Below are 14,877 nucleotides of genomic sequence, written 5' to 3'. Positions count from 1 at the left end.
ACAAGGGTATGGCTTTTCTAATTTTGATAATTTTAGAAATCGCGTATTAGCTTGTTTCTTGCATTAGATAAAATTATCACCATAAGTTCTGGAGAGCCGGATTTCTAGGACTAGCAAATCAATTAGGATTGCTATAGAAAGACCCAGAAGAGAAGAGTAAGGGTTTGAAATTGATAGGAAAACCGCTAGATGGGTTTTTTGTAGGAATGGGGATCGCCCCTCAGAAAACCTCATAAAAGATGAGTTCCGCTTGTTTAACTAATCTATCTTTTGGTAGAAGTAATGGTAACAAGCAGGAGCTTAGTATGTTGCACATCACGATAAATATCCCTGTTCGCTCGATCGCTCTTTGGTAGCTGCGACAAAGATGGCGCTTCAACCAAGGTTCTTGACGCGCGATCGCCCGATCGGGAAAACAAACACGACAATTTTTGCGACAAAATACGAGGAGACGTTGATATGAAGCGGGTTTTAAAAGCTCTTGGACAAACATTAGATTTTAGAGGCGACCCCACGGATAAATTCGGGGGAAGAGAGGATTTTCGATTTTCGATTTGGGATTGATTCCACGGATAAATCACGTGGCGGGTACTATCAAGAAATTCTTGGTCAAAGCATTTTGCTGGTATTTTTCAGTCTAGGATGCACATAAACTCGATCGTGCGGGAGTTTTGTACCAGCGCTGCTGAATGCAGCGAAGTGTTTGGGTAAGGAACGCACGTGCGGACTTAAGTCCGCAGCCGGATTGCGGACTGAAGTCCGCACTACGAACTGTTTTTTTATAGTAATCGAGCGGAGATGATATGACACTATTTTCAAGGCGAGTTTAGCAAAGTTATTGGGGATTTTTAGACCCTCTCTACATCGGGAGGGGTATTTTTCGGCTGCGTTGAAATCGCTTTTTTCAGAAAGCAAGATTTGTGCGCGGTTGGTTGTCCGGCTGGGGGTGCAGCGGCTTGTGCAAGAAAATATATCTGTAGGGGCGAAGCATGACCGCAGTGAATATGAGATATAACTAATAACTTATATGCGGTCATGCTTCGCCCTCTTCAAACAAAAGTGAGATGCACCCTCCGGCTGGGGGTGCAAAAAAACTTATTAACAACGGAGTTTGAGATGGACATTATTTTTTGAATATTAGGCTTAAAATTAAACTAATTCAGGACTCAGGCATCGATCGCATATTTCGGTCATTCTTCGCAATCTGCGCCATTCTATCCCAGCCGGAGCGTAAAGCGTCGGTTGCTTCAAGTCCGATAATTGTTAAGAATCTAAATCCTTTCATTCAAAATCGGTATAACTTGTGGATGCAATGTTGGAAAGAGCTTGGACACTCAAGCAAAATTTAATTGACTTTGTGCTGGATGCTGAGGGAGAGTTGGCGGTAGCTTTAGAAGCTTTTGCCGCAATTCGCTCGACGGGCGAGCGCTACGATATTGCTCAACAAAATCAGGTAATTGACAGTTTTACAGTCGAAGGTAAAGTCGGAAACAAAACGCCGATCGACCTTTTTGTCGAAAGTCAGCCCGATTTAACCGAGGGCGAGATCAGTTTGCTAAAAAGTTGGGGTCAAAAAAGCTTCACCGGCTTGTTTGAAATTACTCAAATTTCCCCTGACAGCTTCGAGGTGACAAACTGGCTGACGGCGAAGCACTACAATGTCAAGCCCAACAGCGCTAATTTCCTCCCAGAAATGTCTCGCTTTAAGTTAGGAGAAATCTTGCGGGCTCGGATTGCGCCTCTCACCGATGAGGCGTGGATACTCTCAGGGCCTCCGATTCCCATGGGGAAATTGGGCAAGCCGAAGTTGGCGGTGGCGATCGGCAGTTTCAAGCAAAATTACAAAAATAACCTGTACAGCGACGCCCCAGAACTGTTAGAGCAAGCTTGGAAGTCGGTAGAACAGTATCACGACGATTTTACCGAATTTTTTGGCGGCGACGAAGTGACGCTATCGGGATATCACCTCAACAAACAGTTGGCCCAATTTCAGGAGGTAATGACTAAAAAACGCTTAGCTGATATCGGCATCGATGGAAGTAAATCTCTCGCGGATATCGTTGAAGATGCCGGAATCGATCCCGAAGAAATCAAAGCAGTCGCGATCGCAGCAGCAGGCGCCGATACTAAAGCAGTTGAGGTGGCGATCGACAGCAATGCGAGTTCAAAAATGGTAACGCCGAAAGTCGAATTGCCCGATCGCTTCAAAAAAGCCGAAAAGGTGACAGCGCTTTCTCATTCCCGCTGGGGACAAACCTTTTTGTCTAACTACAGCCAGTTTACCGAAATGCTCGCAGCCGAGGACTTTTCCACCATTCCCGGTTACGAGAAAATGGTTCGCAGCTATCTAGAAGATCCGGCAATTAATGCCTGGATTTGGCGGCGGTTAGCTAAAGTTAACCCAGCGAAATTATCACAAATCTTGCAAACAGTATTGCAGCGCACAGACTTTCAGATCGAGACCGATTTAGATTCCCTACTGCAAGAGTATAAAAAACCCTTAGAACCCGAACTCCCGGAAATCGCTAGCGTTCCCCTGCACCTGCACAACTTGTTTCAGGAAGCTTTAGGCGAAGTTCACAAGTCAAAGTCCAAGCCGCAGGACAAAAAGAAAAGCTCTAAAGGCTTTAAATCGTGATTGTGCGATCGCGATGGGGACGAACTCACCGCATTTGATATGAGAGTCGGTTTTAACCGACTTTAGCTTTGAGGCAGGGGTTTAAACCCCTGCCGGACTCCGGCACCAGTCAAAAGCTCGATCGAGCTTTTATTCCTAATCGGGCTGCGCCGACTCACCAAGCAGTCTCACAATAGAAAATTCAAAACTATTAATTAAGTTTGTAGTGAGGACTTTAGTCCTTCTTCACTCCAACCGGAAGGACTGAAGTCCTGACTACAAACCTGTTCTTTTCACTCTTCAACTTGTCTGACAGCCATGCGTTGCAGCGGCAGGCTGAGGATGCTAGAAGCAGTCAACAAATAAGAAAGAACAGTAGTCAGCTTCAAACTCAGCAACAACCAGCTATCCTCTGGCAAGTGAAGTTTCAGCCCGAAAACAGATATGCAGTAAACTATCCAGTAAGTAAAGCTCATCTTGATCAGGATTTCTTCGCTCAAAGTACGCGCGGCGAAGCTATCCCCTAGGGAATCGTCAGCCCCGTCAGAGGAGGCATTATCGCTCAGCACGACTAGACCCGCAATAGCAGCGACAAAAGAAACGATCACCAGATTGTCATGCCAGTTAAGCTCAAGCATTTCTAAAACTCCGCTTTTATCGTAATTTTTGGAATTAGACATCAGTCTAAAGGATAAGTTTTCCCGTTCCAAGCAATAGTTACAATTTGACACAGCCACAGTTACAAATCGCAATGAAAATTCACCGCAACCGCCCGCCACAGGCTCGTTTAGTCAATCGCAAAGGACAATTCACCTTGGGTGTTGTCAAATTGGGAGTACCTCGCCTGCATTTTGCCGATCTATATCACAGGCTGCTAACTCTTTCTTGGCCACAATTTTTCATGCTGATTTGTCTGTCGTATGTACTCACAAATTCTTTATTTGCCTTAGCTTACTTAGCGGGAGGAGATTGCATTGCTAATGCACGGCCTGGTTCATTCAAAGATGCTTTTTATTTCAGCGTGCAAACAATGGCGACAATCGGCTACGGTGCCATGTATCCGCGCACCGAGTACGCTAATACTATAGTTGCGATCGAAGCGTTTTTTGGTTTGTGGGGAGTCGCAATGGTGACGGGACTGGCTTTTTCAAGATTTTCTCGAGCAACCGCTAGAGTTATCTTCAGCCGCGTAGCTATAATCGCTCCTTTCAACGGCGTTCCGACTCTGATGTACCGCGCAGGAAATCAGCGCTTCAACCAAATTTTAGAAGCACAGCAGCGAGCTACTTTAATCCGCGACGAAGTAACATCGGAAGGAGAATATATGCGGCGTTTTTACGATTTGCAATTAATGCGGAGTCAATCTCCTATTTTTGCCTTAACTTGGACGGTAATGCACACAATTGATGAGAACAGTCCTTTGTACCAACTTACCGCCAAAGATTTGATCGAGCAGCACGCCGAAATTGTAATTACGCTAACGGGAATTGACGAGACAGTTTCGCAAACTATACACGCGCGACATTCTTTTGTAGCGTCAGAAATTGTGTGGAATATGCGGTTTGTAGATATTATTTCGAGAACTCCGGATGGCGGGCGGGTGGTTGATTATACTCGGTTTCACGATGTGAAGCCTGTGGAATAGAAGTTTTGATTTAGCGCTAGAATTAGGTGTATTGCAACACAAGCCGTAGGGACACGGCACTGCCGTGTCCCTACCTCTGTTAGATTTAGCCAGTCCTAGAAGACCTGTAGGGCAAAACAAGTTAATATTTATGAACTCAATAACTGCGAACATGACACTGAAAGAATTGCAACCGCAACTTTTGGCGTTAACTCCTGAAGAAAAGACTCAAGCTATACTATTTTTAGCCCAAAGTTTAACCAACTTTTGGTCTGGAATTCAAAAGACTCCCGGCGTGTGCGGTGGCGATGCTTGCATCAGACAAACGCGCATTCCTGTTTGGGTGTTGGTGAATGCTCGCCGTTTAGGTATTTCGGAATCTGAACTGTTAGAAGATTATCCGACTCTGCGTGCCACTGACTTGGCAAATGCTTGGGCATATGCTGAGGCATATCCTGACGAGATTGAAACAGCAATTCAAGAAAATGAGGATGATTGAAAAGTGGCACGTTTTTATATTTGTTGAATGAAGTTATGAGTTACATTATTATCTATTCTTGGCTGGCAATGCGTACTATACAATTGGCACTTAAATAGGCTCAATAAATCTGGGTGGCAAGTGCTAGAATAGTTTGACGATCACCAAACATATATTTTTTACCACTTAGTACGAATAACGAACATGACACTAAAAGAATTACAACCGCAACTCCTGGCGCTAAGTCCAGAGGAAAAAACTCAAGCTATACAATTTTTAGCCCAAAGTTTAAGTAACTTTTGGTCGGAAATTCAAAAGACTCCCGGCGTAATGGGCGGCGAAGCTTGTATCAGACAAACGCGGATTCCTGTTTGGCTGTTAATAAGTTATCGCCGTCAAGGTGCTAGCGATGCTCATATTTTAGAAGGTCATCCGGATCTGAGTGCTGCCGATTTGGTAAATGCTTTTGCTTATGCTGAGGCACACATTGAAGAGATCGATCGAGGTATTCTAGAACAAGAAAAAGAAAGCGACACCTAAACGATTGTTAGAAACCCATAAGTATTAAAATAAATAAAAGACTCCTTGTAATATGCGAATAATTCATACTGCTGACTGGCATTTGGGACGACGTTTTCGAGGGATCGATCGCACTTCTGAAATTGCGATCGCCCTGGAACAGATTTTGAAACAAGCCAAGGAGCTCGATGTTGATGCCGTGTTGGTCGCCGGTGACATTTTTGACGTTCCCAACCCTCCAGCCTATGCTGAGCGCATTGCCTATCAATTTTTCTGCGAACTCCAAGCTGCCGAAATTCCCGCAATTGCGATCGCCGGCAATCACGATTCAGCATCCCGCATCGACAGCATCGCGCAACTGCTATCCCTTGCCGGCGTTCGCGCTTTAGGTAAACCCAGGCGATCGGCAGACGGTGGCAGCATTACTCTGAATACCAAAAATGGTAAACTATGCGTAGGAGCGATGCCTTTTGCTTCCGAACAAAGACTCTTAGATGCCAATTCTCTGTGGCACTCTGGCGACGCCAACCGCCGTCAAGATTACCGCGAGATTGTAGCAGATTTACTGCAAAATTTAACCACAGATTTTCGAGACAATACTGTGAATATGCTGATGGGACACATGAGCATTGACGGTGCTCGCTTGGCTAAATCCGAAGTCGCTTATTACACGCGAGAACAATACCTGCTATCATCGCAAACTCTGCCGCCAGAAGCTCAATATGTCGCCCTCGGACACATCCACATTCACCAGCGGATTGCTAAGAGTTCTCCTGCTTATTATTCCGGTTCTTTGATTCAGTTAGATTTTGGAGAAGCCGAACAGGAAAAAGGATTTTGCTTGATCGAAGTTGAGCCGGGAAGTCAGGCAAAGGTAGAATTTAGACCGGTGGCTTGCCACAAACCGTTAAAAGTGCTTCAATGTGATAATGACAATCTCGATCAAATTTTAGAAGCTCATCAATATCATCCTGGTTTTTTGAAGGTAATTGTCGAATTGGATAGCCCGCAAATCGGATTAGCCGATCGCGTGCGGCAAATTTGTTCTCAAGCGCTGTTAATTGAACCGCGCTATCGGGATGCACCCGTAGAACCAACAGAGAGCACTAATATCGATCCCAACAATTTCGATCCAGCAGCAGAGTTCTGCAACTATTATCAAAACCGCTTGGGAACGACACCACAACCCGCTGTATTGGAGGAATTTCAGAATTTGTACAAGAAGTTTAAAGAACCAGTTAATAATTAAATAGGTAATTGGTAATTGGTGATGGGTAATTGGTAATTCTTTGCCATTGCTCGCGAGCTCGCGAACAAACTTGATAAGGGGAGCATCTCAGTTTTAATTTTATAGTGCTGTCCCCGCTCGCAATCTATCCAACACTCTCGAGCGGGGACAGCACTGTAAAGAAATTGTTTTTTTGCAAAAGTGAGATGCTCTCCTTGATAAGTACCCTAAAACTCCGAACAACGTAATTGTAAAAATCCCGAAATCTAAAATCCAAAATCTCAAATCTAAAATCAGTATGCGTCCACTAGAACTTTTGCTCGAAGGATTTACCAGCTTCCGCCGGGAACAGCGTTTAGATTTTTCTCAACTCGATTTGTTTGCAATTACTGGTGCTACTGGTGCGGGTAAATCTTCACTGCTAGATGCCATGACTTACGCGCTTTTTGGTACGACAAATCGCAGTGGCAAACAAGTAGCTGATTTGGTAAGTCAAGGAAGCGAAAATTTAAAGGTGCAGTTGCGTTTTTCTGTGGGTTCGGCACAGTATAGGGTGACGCGTAGGTGGCGTTTTCGTCCGAAATCTCCCGAGAATAAGGTGATTTTGGAATGTTGGCAAGATGGCAATTGGGAAACTTTGGGGACGAGTATTGTTGCTGTTCAAAATACGATTGAACAGATTTTGGGGATGGATTTTGATACTTTTACAAGAGCCATTATTCTGCCTCAAGGCAAGTTTGATGAGTTTATTAAAGGAGATACTTCTAAACGCCGGGAAATTTTGCGGCAGCTAGCGGGATTTGAGATTTTTGAGCAGATGCGGAAGGAAGCAAACGACCTCGCAAAGTTGCTGAAACAAGAACGGGAAATGGTGGAAAGACAGTTGGCTGAGTTGAGCGCTCCGGCGGCGAATGAGGTGGAGCTAAAACGATCGCAACTTTGGATTTTAGAGCAGCAATTACCTCAGTTCGAGCGCGCTGTTATGGAAGCTCAGAAGGCTGTGGATGAAGAAGAACAGCTATTTTCGCAAATCACTCGCTGGCAAGAGTTGCAACAAGAATTAGCGCAATTAAATGCTAGTTCTGCCGAGATTACAATTTTAGCACAGCGTTTAGAAAGAGCGCAAGCTGCGAACCATTTACAGGGAGATTGGGCTTTATTGCGATCGGCTCGCAGTCAGTATGAAACTGCCGAAAGTGCTGCTTTATCAGCGCGGGAGCGGTTAACTAAAGCTCGCTCGGAGCTAGCAACAGAGCAGCAGCAATTTGAAGCAGCCAAAGCCAAATCTGAGGTATTAGCACCACAAATTAAGGCTCGCGAAGATGCTCTGGCTGCTGCAAAAGTATATGAAGAACAGCGCACTCAATTAGACAAAGAAGTTGCCCTCGCCCAGAAAAATCAACAGGAAAAACTGCGGTTTCTTCAAGTAGCAGATAAAGAACTGCAAGCTGCTAATACTAAAATTCAGGCGGCTGGTTTTCGGGTTACTCAAGTAGCGGCAATGCTCGAAAAGTATTCGCCCGGAGGAAAGCGTTTTGAAAAATTGCAGGAAGTTGCACCTTTATTGATGGAACTTCAACTAATTGCCAAACAGGTAAAAACTCAGCGCGAACAGTTGAATAAATCTGTCGCCGAAAAAGCCAGCGCCGAACAGAATTACGTGCAGGTTGCGACTAATTTAGCAGCAGCAGAAATCAGGCTAAAAGAGTGCAGTGCCGAGTTAGAAGCGGTGGAAACTGCTAATGCGGAAGCGGCGCGTTTAGAGAGTGTTGCTGCTGTCAGGATGTCGCTGAATGCTGGCGATACTTGCCCGGTGTGCGGGGGGGTGCATCCTGAGAGCGATTTGCTCCCTGCTTTGCCGATTTCTAAGATTGTCGATGTTGCTGGTTTGCGCCGGAAAGTGGCGGCTGCAAATCAGGTTTTGCAAACTGCTCAAATGGCGGTGGCTGAGGGGAAAAGCGCAGTTTTTGCCTGCGAGCAAAAACAGTCAGAAATTGCTCTAGCATTGGAATTGACAGAGAAGAGAGTTGCTCAGTTGCAGCAGCAAATCACTCAAGTTCTGGAAAATCCGCAGTGGGAAGTCTTGCAGTTGCAGCAGGAGTTGGTTATACTTGCAGATAGCGATCGCCAATACCGCGAAACCGAGCAGCAATTCCAACTCGCATCCTTTGAATATAATAATTACGAACAAAGATTCAATTTTGCAGCGACGACTCAAGCAGCTAAACAGCAAGAATATCAAGATGCGATCGCCGAATCAGACCGTCGGAAGCAGCAGTTGCAAAGTTGTGTGAATGCGCTTTATCAAATTACGGAATATCAACCCTATGCTAATTTAGCAAAAGCTTTAGCAGAAGACAAGCAAGAGTTGGCAAATCTGCTGACAACTGCCGAAAAATCGTATCAAACCGCTCAAAATACTGCTATTCAAGCAGCCGAGAGAGAGCAACAAGCGGGGGAGGTTTTCGCACAAGCCCAAGCTAGCAAACAGCAGTTAAACCAGGATTGGTTAGCAAAATTAACAGCGGCTGATTTCACAGAAGAGACGTTTCTAGCAGCGGTGGCGCCCGTTAGCGAACAATCGCAGTGGGAAAATGCGATTCGGTGTGTACGCGAGTCAAAAATTCAGTTGGAGACGCGGGCGAAGGATTTAAGCGAGGCGATCGCAGGCAGGACTACCGATGAAGATATATTAGCACAAGTGCGATCGGCAAAACACGCCGCCCAAGAAAAATTCAAACAAGCCAACAACAACCGCGCCGAACTTTTAGCGTGGATTCAAGTAGCAGCCCAAACCCTCGAACAAGCCGAAAGACTGTCCCAGCAAATTACAAATTTCACAGAACAAGAGCAAACCTATCACACCTTAGCGCAGAATCTGAAATCCAACGAATTTCAATCCTACATCTTAGAACATTTAGAAGCAGAATTAGTCGGCAGCGCCACCTTGATTTTGCAAGAATTAACCGAAAATCGCTACAAGTTAAAAAACCAAGACGGCGAATACTGGGTAGCAGATAATTGGAATGGCGGCGAAGCTAGACGAGTGCGAACCCTTTCCGGTGGCGAAACCTTCGCCACTTCGCTATCAATGGCTTTAGCTTTGTCTGAAAAACTATCTCAAGGAACTCAACTGGGTAGCTTGTTTCTGGATGAAGGATTCGGCACTTTAGATGCAGAAACCCTCGAAAGCGTCACTCAAATTCTAGAATCATTGCGGCAGCGAGAAAGGCTAATTGGAGTGATTACCCATGTTAGAGGATTGGGCGAAAGATTGCCCGCACAAGTTAAAGTATTTAAGTCGCCCCAAGGTTCTAGAATAGAAATAGAAAGAGTTTAAAAGACCGGGCGGTTGGAAACCGCGTCTACACAAGCAAAACCCGCCTCCGCGGGTTGAAGATTTGCCCGTTAAAATTATGTTTTTTTTCTTCAGTTGTTTTCTTCAGTCCGCGGAGGCGGACTTCCCTTGTGTAGACGCGGTTTCAACCGCCGTATACAAACAAAATTAATCCTAAAAACAGACTTAAATTAAATGAAAAATTACCCAACTCGAATGCAATCAGTACAATCGCCAATCATCCCAGTAGTAGGCGAACTTATCCGACAAAATCCGGGAACGATATCATTGGGACAAGGCATAGTTTACTACAATCCGCCCCAAGAATCATTTGAAAAAATCCCAGAATTCTTCGCAAATCCCGACAATCACAAATACAAAGCCGTCGAAGGAATCCCACAATTACAAGATGCCATCGCGGCCAAACTCAAAACAGATAACGGCATAGAAATCAACAACAAAAACTGTATTATTGTTACCGCCGGTAGCAATATGGGATTTACGAACGCCATTCTCGCCATCACCTCGGCGGGAGACGAAGTTATCATTCAATCACCTTATTATTTCAACCACGAAATGGCTGCTGTCATGGCAAATTGCCGTCCCGTGATAGTAGAAACTGACGCCAATTATCAACTCAATATTGCTGCGATTAAAAAAGCAATCACCGACAAAACGCGAGCAATTGTCACCATTTCACCCAACAACCCAACAGGCGTGGTTTATTCTGCCGAATCTCTCCGGGAAGTGAACGAGATTTGCCGCCAACACAATATTTATCACATCAGTGATGAAGCCTACGAATATTTTACCTATGACGGCGTGAAACACTGTTCGCCCGCAAGTTTTTCCAACAGCAGCGAACATACAATTTCCCTGTTTAGCCTTTCCAAAGCCTACGGTTTTGCGAGTTGGCGCATCGGGTATATGGTAATTCCACAGCATTTGCTGGTTTCGGTGAGGAAAATTCAAGATACCATCTTAATTTGTCCGCCGGTAATTTCCCAGTATGCAGCCCTGGGAGCCTTGCAAGTTGGTAGAGGTTACTGCGATAATTATGTAAGGGCGATCGCATTTGTGCGCCAACTCGTATTAGACGAACTCAATACCATCCAAAATCTGTGTACAATTTCCCCAGCCGCCGGGGCTTTCTACTTTTTCTTGAAAGTTGACACCGAACTCGATACAATGGAATTAGTAGAGCGATTAATTCGCGAACATCAAGTAGCAGTGCTTCCCGGCACAACCTTCGGTATGGATAGCGGCTGCTATTTGCGCGTTGCTTACGGTGCCCTAGAAATTGCAACAGCAGCCGCAGGAATTAGCAGGCTTGTCAAAGGTTTGAAGACAATTTTAAACCAGTAACATAGGATATTAAAAAATGGTTGCAACTAACTTTAAATCTGAACGCATTCTTGAGAATGCCTCCGTTGAAAAAATTGCTACTTTGCGTGCTTTGATGGCAAACTATGACTTAGATTGCTATTTCATCCCAGCAGTTGACGAACACTTAAATTTATCAGTCCCAGCCGCAAAGCAGCGACGAGCTTGGATTTCCGGTTTTACGGGTTCGGCTGGCGATTTGTTAGTTGGCAAAAATTCGGCTTGGTTGTTTGTGGATTCCCGTTATTACGAACAAGCAGAGTTGCAAGTCGATGCCGGATTGATTCAAATATCGAAACTCGGCTTAGAAGGAAATTTAAGCTTAATTGAAACTTTAGAAAAACTGGCGACTGAATCTGCCCAAAAATTAACTAAAATTAGATTCGGTTTTGATCCGTTTACCGTAGCCACAGAGCAATATCAAAATTGGGTGAAAAAATTTGCAACAGTGGGAATTGAACTCGTACCGATACCGGAGAATTTAGCAGACAAGGTTCGACAAACAGCAGAGACTTTACCCGCGATTGACGAATCTCCTATATTTAGCTTACCAGCATCCCTGACCGGAGAAACCTGCGACGAAAAATTAGTCCGAGTCAGGGAAGCGATGCAGAAAGCCAACATCGACTTGCTCCCAATTACCAACCTCAATCAAATAGCGTGGCTGTTCAATCTGCGAGGCTCGGATATTCCCCACATTCCCATTTTCATATCCTACGCGATTGTCACCGCAGGTGCAGCATTTTTGTTGACAAATCTCGAACGAGTTTCACCGGAAATCGAGCAAGAATTGGCGGCGGCTGTAACTTTGCTTCCCTACTCCGACTATCCGTCAACCTTAGAACTTTGTTTGAATTTGCCGAAACAAGTTCGGGTGCTGTTAGATGCGAAACACAGTACAGCAGGCACTTACCAGTTATTGTTAAACCAGCAAAAAGCTAGTGAAAATAAGATAGAAATAGTTTTCGAGCCAAATCCCGTAGAAGGGATGAAAGCTCGGAAAAATCCTGTGGAAATCGAGCAGATGCAATCTGCTAATTTTAAGGCAAGTCGAGCTAAAACTCTAACTTTAAAGTGGTTGACAGAACAGCTAGAAAATGGTAATGTATTGACGGAGTTTGATGTTAAAGAAAGTATCGAAAGTTTTTATCAGCAAGAAGCTGACTTTCATATTTTAACATTTAGAACGATCGCAGGTGCGGGAGCAAATAGCTCGATCGTACATTACGGCACTCCCAGCCCCGAAATCACGCTAAAACCCGGAGAATTGCTGCTGCTAGACTCAGGCGCACAGTATCTAGCCGGGACAACCGACGACACCAGAACCATGATAGTCGGGGAACCGACAACGCAGCAAATCGAACACTACACCACAGTTTTGATAGCACACATCAACTGTGCCATGCAGCAATTCCCCAAAGGTACAACCGGATCGCAGTTAGATGCGATCGCCCGTGCGGTATTATGGCAACAACAGCTAGATTACGGACACGGCACGGGCCACGGAGTCGGCGCATTTTTAGCCGGTCACGAAGGCCCCAACGGTATCAGCAAATTTGTCCAATATCCCCTCGAACCGGGAATGGTAACAAGTATCGAACCGGGATATTACGAACCAGGCTGGGGCGGAATTCGTCTCGAAAATCTCTATGTTGTCAGGGAAATGCCGTCTAAAAACGGTACGGCTTGGTACGGATTTGAACCGCTGACGTATATTCCGTTTGAGCAAAAATTGATAAATGTCGATCGGCTATCAACAACTCAACTACAATGGTTGAACAACTATCACGCTTCAGTAGTTGAGAAACTCTCACCCGTACTCGATACTGCTACAATCACCTGGTTGAAAAAAGCCTGTACTGCGTATTGAAAAAATAGGTACGTTGTTGGGCTTTAGCCCTCTTTCAAGATATAAATAAAGAGGGCTAAAGCCCAACAACGTACCTTGATTTGGATTATAATAAATTCGCCTTAAGCAAACGTCTTTTCAATCCAGAGCGACTGCTATATTTATTATGCAGTTGTTGAACCCGTGTGAAAAATTTAACTGTTTGTTTTTGATAATCCGCTAAATCTTGGAGTTTTAAAAGTAACAGCACTACTTCATCGTAAGAGCTAGAAGTTCCTTTTTGAATAAGAGCGTCTATATCTTCCCAAGCAGCCGTTTCTCGCTTAGCCAAAGCTTCTAAATCTCTGATTCGTGCAGCTTTAGCTTCCTGTCCTCTTCTTTCTTCTTCCTTCTTTTCTTCCTTTTCTGCGCTTGCTAAAAGCTGACGAATTGTTCGTTTACCGGGATTTTTCTCTTGTCTAACTTCTATCATTCCTGATAATTTCTTACTCAATTCAATAGAGAGATTAGATTCTCCTTTGAGTAACCGCATTAAAAAAGTATCGACTTCAGAACGTTCAAGTTTTTTGATAGCTTCTTTGATGCTACTTTCAGGAATTGAAGGTTTAGCAACACTCGCACTGATTGCAGCTTTGAGTAGATGCTCATCCACTTCAAAAATATCGATAAAAGCCTGTAACGATGAAGATAACTTACCGAAATTAGGAGGAACAGGTGGTTCTAGCCCTTCTTCATCATTTTCATCATCTTCATTTTCTTCATCATCATCTTCATCTTCGTCGTCTAATTCATCAAGATAGGTAATCCCTTTCAGCCAAGCTAAATAAAGTAAACGATAATCTCCCTGCAAAATTTCCTGACGCAAACCTATCAAAGAGGATAAATTTCCTTCTCCCTCTATCCACCCATCAAAACCTTCTTCCTCATTAATAGAAATTTCTAAAATGACAAAATCATTAATTTCCGAAACCTCAACTATGTCTTCAATGCAATATTTCCGCATCAGTTCGATATCAATCAAACCTTTAGGGAAACGAAACATTAGTTGTAGCGATCCCCAATTAGCTATGTAAAACATAGCATCGAAATATTTGATTAATAATTGTTTTTCGTTGCCCGGTAAGTCTCCATAGCTATAGACAAAGATAGCTCTGCTAGAGCTGATTTGCGCGCGACTAGACAGTTTGCTGATTGCTTCTTGTTCGGATTGAGTCAAACGTCGATCGACGCTTTGAAACTCGTAATATTGATATTCGCTCATTTTGGGTTATTCCAAGTACATCGAAGAGATGGCAAAGGCTTCTTCCGGCGTACCGTAGAAACTGCCATTTGGGAACATACAAGGCTCGTATTTTTCACTGCTATAGGCGTAAAATCCCAGAGTCCAAGCTTCTTCATCACTAAAGTAACGCAGCCGACACAGGTGAAGGGGGTTATTTCGTCTTTGTTCTAAATATTCTTCACGAGATACGCGAAGCTCTTTGAACGGAAAATCTAAGGGGACATCAGGTTCTGTGTAGGCATCAACGTAACAAAATTGACTGCGAAAACGGATGCCTAGGCGAGTGTATTTACCAGCGTAGTTAGCAGCAGCATAATTAAGAATACGCTGTTTCACCCGTTCTTGAACTGCCGGTGGGATTTTAACTCCTCCTGAATGTGGATCTTTTACCCAAGGGGACATTTCGCTGCTCCGGTACAGTGCTGACAAAGTTAGTGTAGAATAACTTGCTAAGTTGAGTGGCCAACATTTAATCAAACTTGATAATCAGACGCTCAAGTTTGCGATCGCCCGATTCAATATAACCTTCAATATAACCATAGATATTTCTATTTTTGGAA

12 protein-coding genes are annotated in these 14,877 nt (G+C 44.3%); 8 read left to right on the top strand and 4 right to left on the bottom strand.

Features of this window, described 5'->3' with window-relative positions; all coding sequences use genetic code 11:
• Positions 1 to 220 precede the first annotated feature (220 nt).
• Complete coding sequence (locus JGK07_RS17255) at positions 221 to 493, bottom strand: hypothetical protein (protein ID WP_293225044.1); 273 nt, start codon at positions 491 to 493, stop codon at positions 221 to 223.
• 819 nt (positions 494 to 1,312) lie between these two features.
• Between JGK07_RS17255 and JGK07_RS17250 the strand changes: the two genes are divergently transcribed.
• A complete protein-coding gene (locus JGK07_RS17250) occupies positions 1,313 to 2,638 on the top strand; it encodes a hypothetical protein (RefSeq protein WP_366516873.1) in 1,326 nt (441 codons plus the stop codon).
• A 272-nt stretch (positions 2,639 to 2,910) separates the two neighbouring features.
• Here the strand turns inward: JGK07_RS17250 and JGK07_RS17245 are convergent, their stop codons facing one another.
• Positions 2,911 to 3,297 (bottom strand): hypothetical protein, encoded by a 387-nt coding sequence (locus JGK07_RS17245; protein WP_293186011.1) that lies wholly within the window; start codon positions 3,295 to 3,297, stop codon positions 2,911 to 2,913.
• Between the two features lie 71 nt (positions 3,298 to 3,368).
• Between JGK07_RS17245 and JGK07_RS17240 the strand changes: the two genes are divergently transcribed.
• From JGK07_RS17240 to JGK07_RS17210, 7 genes are all read left to right on the top strand, one after another.
• Positions 3,369 to 4,262: an ion channel gene (locus tag JGK07_RS17240; RefSeq protein ID WP_293186013.1), complete on the top strand. Its 894-nt coding sequence runs from the start codon at positions 3,369 to 3,371 to the stop codon at positions 4,260 to 4,262.
• A 151-nt stretch (positions 4,263 to 4,413) separates the two neighbouring features.
• Complete coding sequence (locus JGK07_RS17235; protein ID WP_293186036.1) at positions 4,414 to 4,740, top strand: DUF433 domain-containing protein; 327 nt, start codon at positions 4,414 to 4,416, stop codon at positions 4,738 to 4,740.
• 183 nt (positions 4,741 to 4,923) lie between these two features.
• The gene (locus JGK07_RS17230; RefSeq protein WP_293186015.1) at positions 4,924 to 5,259 is read left to right on the top strand and encodes a DUF433 domain-containing protein; all 336 of its coding nucleotides are present in this window, start codon (positions 4,924 to 4,926) and stop codon (positions 5,257 to 5,259) included.
• A 52-nt stretch (positions 5,260 to 5,311) separates the two neighbouring features.
• Entirely contained in the window at positions 5,312 to 6,487 is a 1,176-nt protein-coding gene (locus tag JGK07_RS17225) for an exonuclease SbcCD subunit D (RefSeq protein WP_293193284.1), read from the top strand.
• Positions 6,488 to 6,764: 277 nt separating this feature from the next.
• Complete coding sequence (locus JGK07_RS17220) at positions 6,765 to 9,806, top strand: SMC family ATPase (protein WP_293225046.1); 3,042 nt, start codon at positions 6,765 to 6,767, stop codon at positions 9,804 to 9,806.
• Positions 9,807 to 9,998: 192 nt separating this feature from the next.
• Complete coding sequence (locus JGK07_RS17215; RefSeq protein WP_293225048.1) at positions 9,999 to 11,168, top strand: pyridoxal phosphate-dependent aminotransferase; 1,170 nt, start codon at positions 9,999 to 10,001, stop codon at positions 11,166 to 11,168.
• A 16-nt stretch (positions 11,169 to 11,184) separates the two neighbouring features.
• Positions 11,185 to 13,056 carry an aminopeptidase P family protein gene (locus tag JGK07_RS17210; protein WP_293225050.1) on the top strand — a complete coding sequence of 624 codons (1,872 nt, stop codon included), beginning with the start codon at positions 11,185 to 11,187 and terminating at the stop codon, positions 13,054 to 13,056.
• Positions 13,057 to 13,141: 85 nt separating this feature from the next.
• Here the strand turns inward: JGK07_RS17210 and JGK07_RS17205 are convergent, their stop codons facing one another.
• Together JGK07_RS17205 and JGK07_RS17200 are read right to left on the bottom strand one after the other, a co-directional pair.
• Positions 13,142 to 14,296: a hypothetical protein gene (locus tag JGK07_RS17205; protein WP_293225052.1), complete on the bottom strand. Its 1,155-nt coding sequence runs from the start codon at positions 14,294 to 14,296 to the stop codon at positions 13,142 to 13,144.
• 6 nt (positions 14,297 to 14,302) lie between these two features.
• On the bottom strand, positions 14,303 to 14,719 hold the full coding sequence (locus tag JGK07_RS17200; protein WP_293193278.1) for a hypothetical protein: 417 nt from the start codon (positions 14,717 to 14,719) through the stop codon (positions 14,303 to 14,305).
• Positions 14,720 to 14,877: the final 158 nt, after the last annotated feature.

Origin of the sequence: Microcoleus sp. PH2017_24_DOB_U_A (assembly GCF_020738205.1) — a bacterium.
Classification (GTDB): domain Bacteria; phylum Cyanobacteriota; class Cyanobacteriia; order Cyanobacteriales; family Microcoleaceae; genus Microcoleus.
Note: the sequence above shows the minus strand (reverse complement) of the source record. Positions and strands in the feature narration are given on the sequence as shown.

Coding starts and splice junctions, on each gene's coding strand:
- JGK07_RS17245 (WP_293186011.1), bottom strand. CDS start 3,297: ATGTCTAATTCCAAAAATTACGATAAAAGCGGAGTTTTAGAAATGCTT.
- JGK07_RS17210 (WP_293225050.1), top strand. CDS start 11,185: ATGGTTGCAACTAACTTTAAATCTGAACGCATTCTTGAGAATGCCTCC.
- JGK07_RS17200 (WP_293193278.1), bottom strand. CDS start 14,719: ATGTCCCCTTGGGTAAAAGATCCACATTCAGGAGGAGTTAAAATCCCA.
- JGK07_RS17220 (WP_293225046.1), top strand. CDS start 6,765: ATGCGTCCACTAGAACTTTTGCTCGAAGGATTTACCAGCTTCCGCCGG.
- JGK07_RS17255 (WP_293225044.1), bottom strand. CDS start 493: ATGTTTGTCCAAGAGCTTTTAAAACCCGCTTCATATCAACGTCTCCTC.
- JGK07_RS17235 (WP_293186036.1), top strand. CDS start 4,414: ATGACACTGAAAGAATTGCAACCGCAACTTTTGGCGTTAACTCCTGAA.
- JGK07_RS17250 (WP_366516873.1), top strand. CDS start 1,313: ATGTTGGAAAGAGCTTGGACACTCAAGCAAAATTTAATTGACTTTGTG.
- JGK07_RS17205 (WP_293225052.1), bottom strand. CDS start 14,296: ATGAGCGAATATCAATATTACGAGTTTCAAAGCGTCGATCGACGTTTG.
- JGK07_RS17240 (WP_293186013.1), top strand. CDS start 3,369: ATGAAAATTCACCGCAACCGCCCGCCACAGGCTCGTTTAGTCAATCGC.
- JGK07_RS17215 (WP_293225048.1), top strand. CDS start 9,999: ATGAAAAATTACCCAACTCGAATGCAATCAGTACAATCGCCAATCATC.
- JGK07_RS17225 (WP_293193284.1), top strand. CDS start 5,312: ATGCGAATAATTCATACTGCTGACTGGCATTTGGGACGACGTTTTCGA.
- JGK07_RS17230 (WP_293186015.1), top strand. CDS start 4,924: ATGACACTAAAAGAATTACAACCGCAACTCCTGGCGCTAAGTCCAGAG.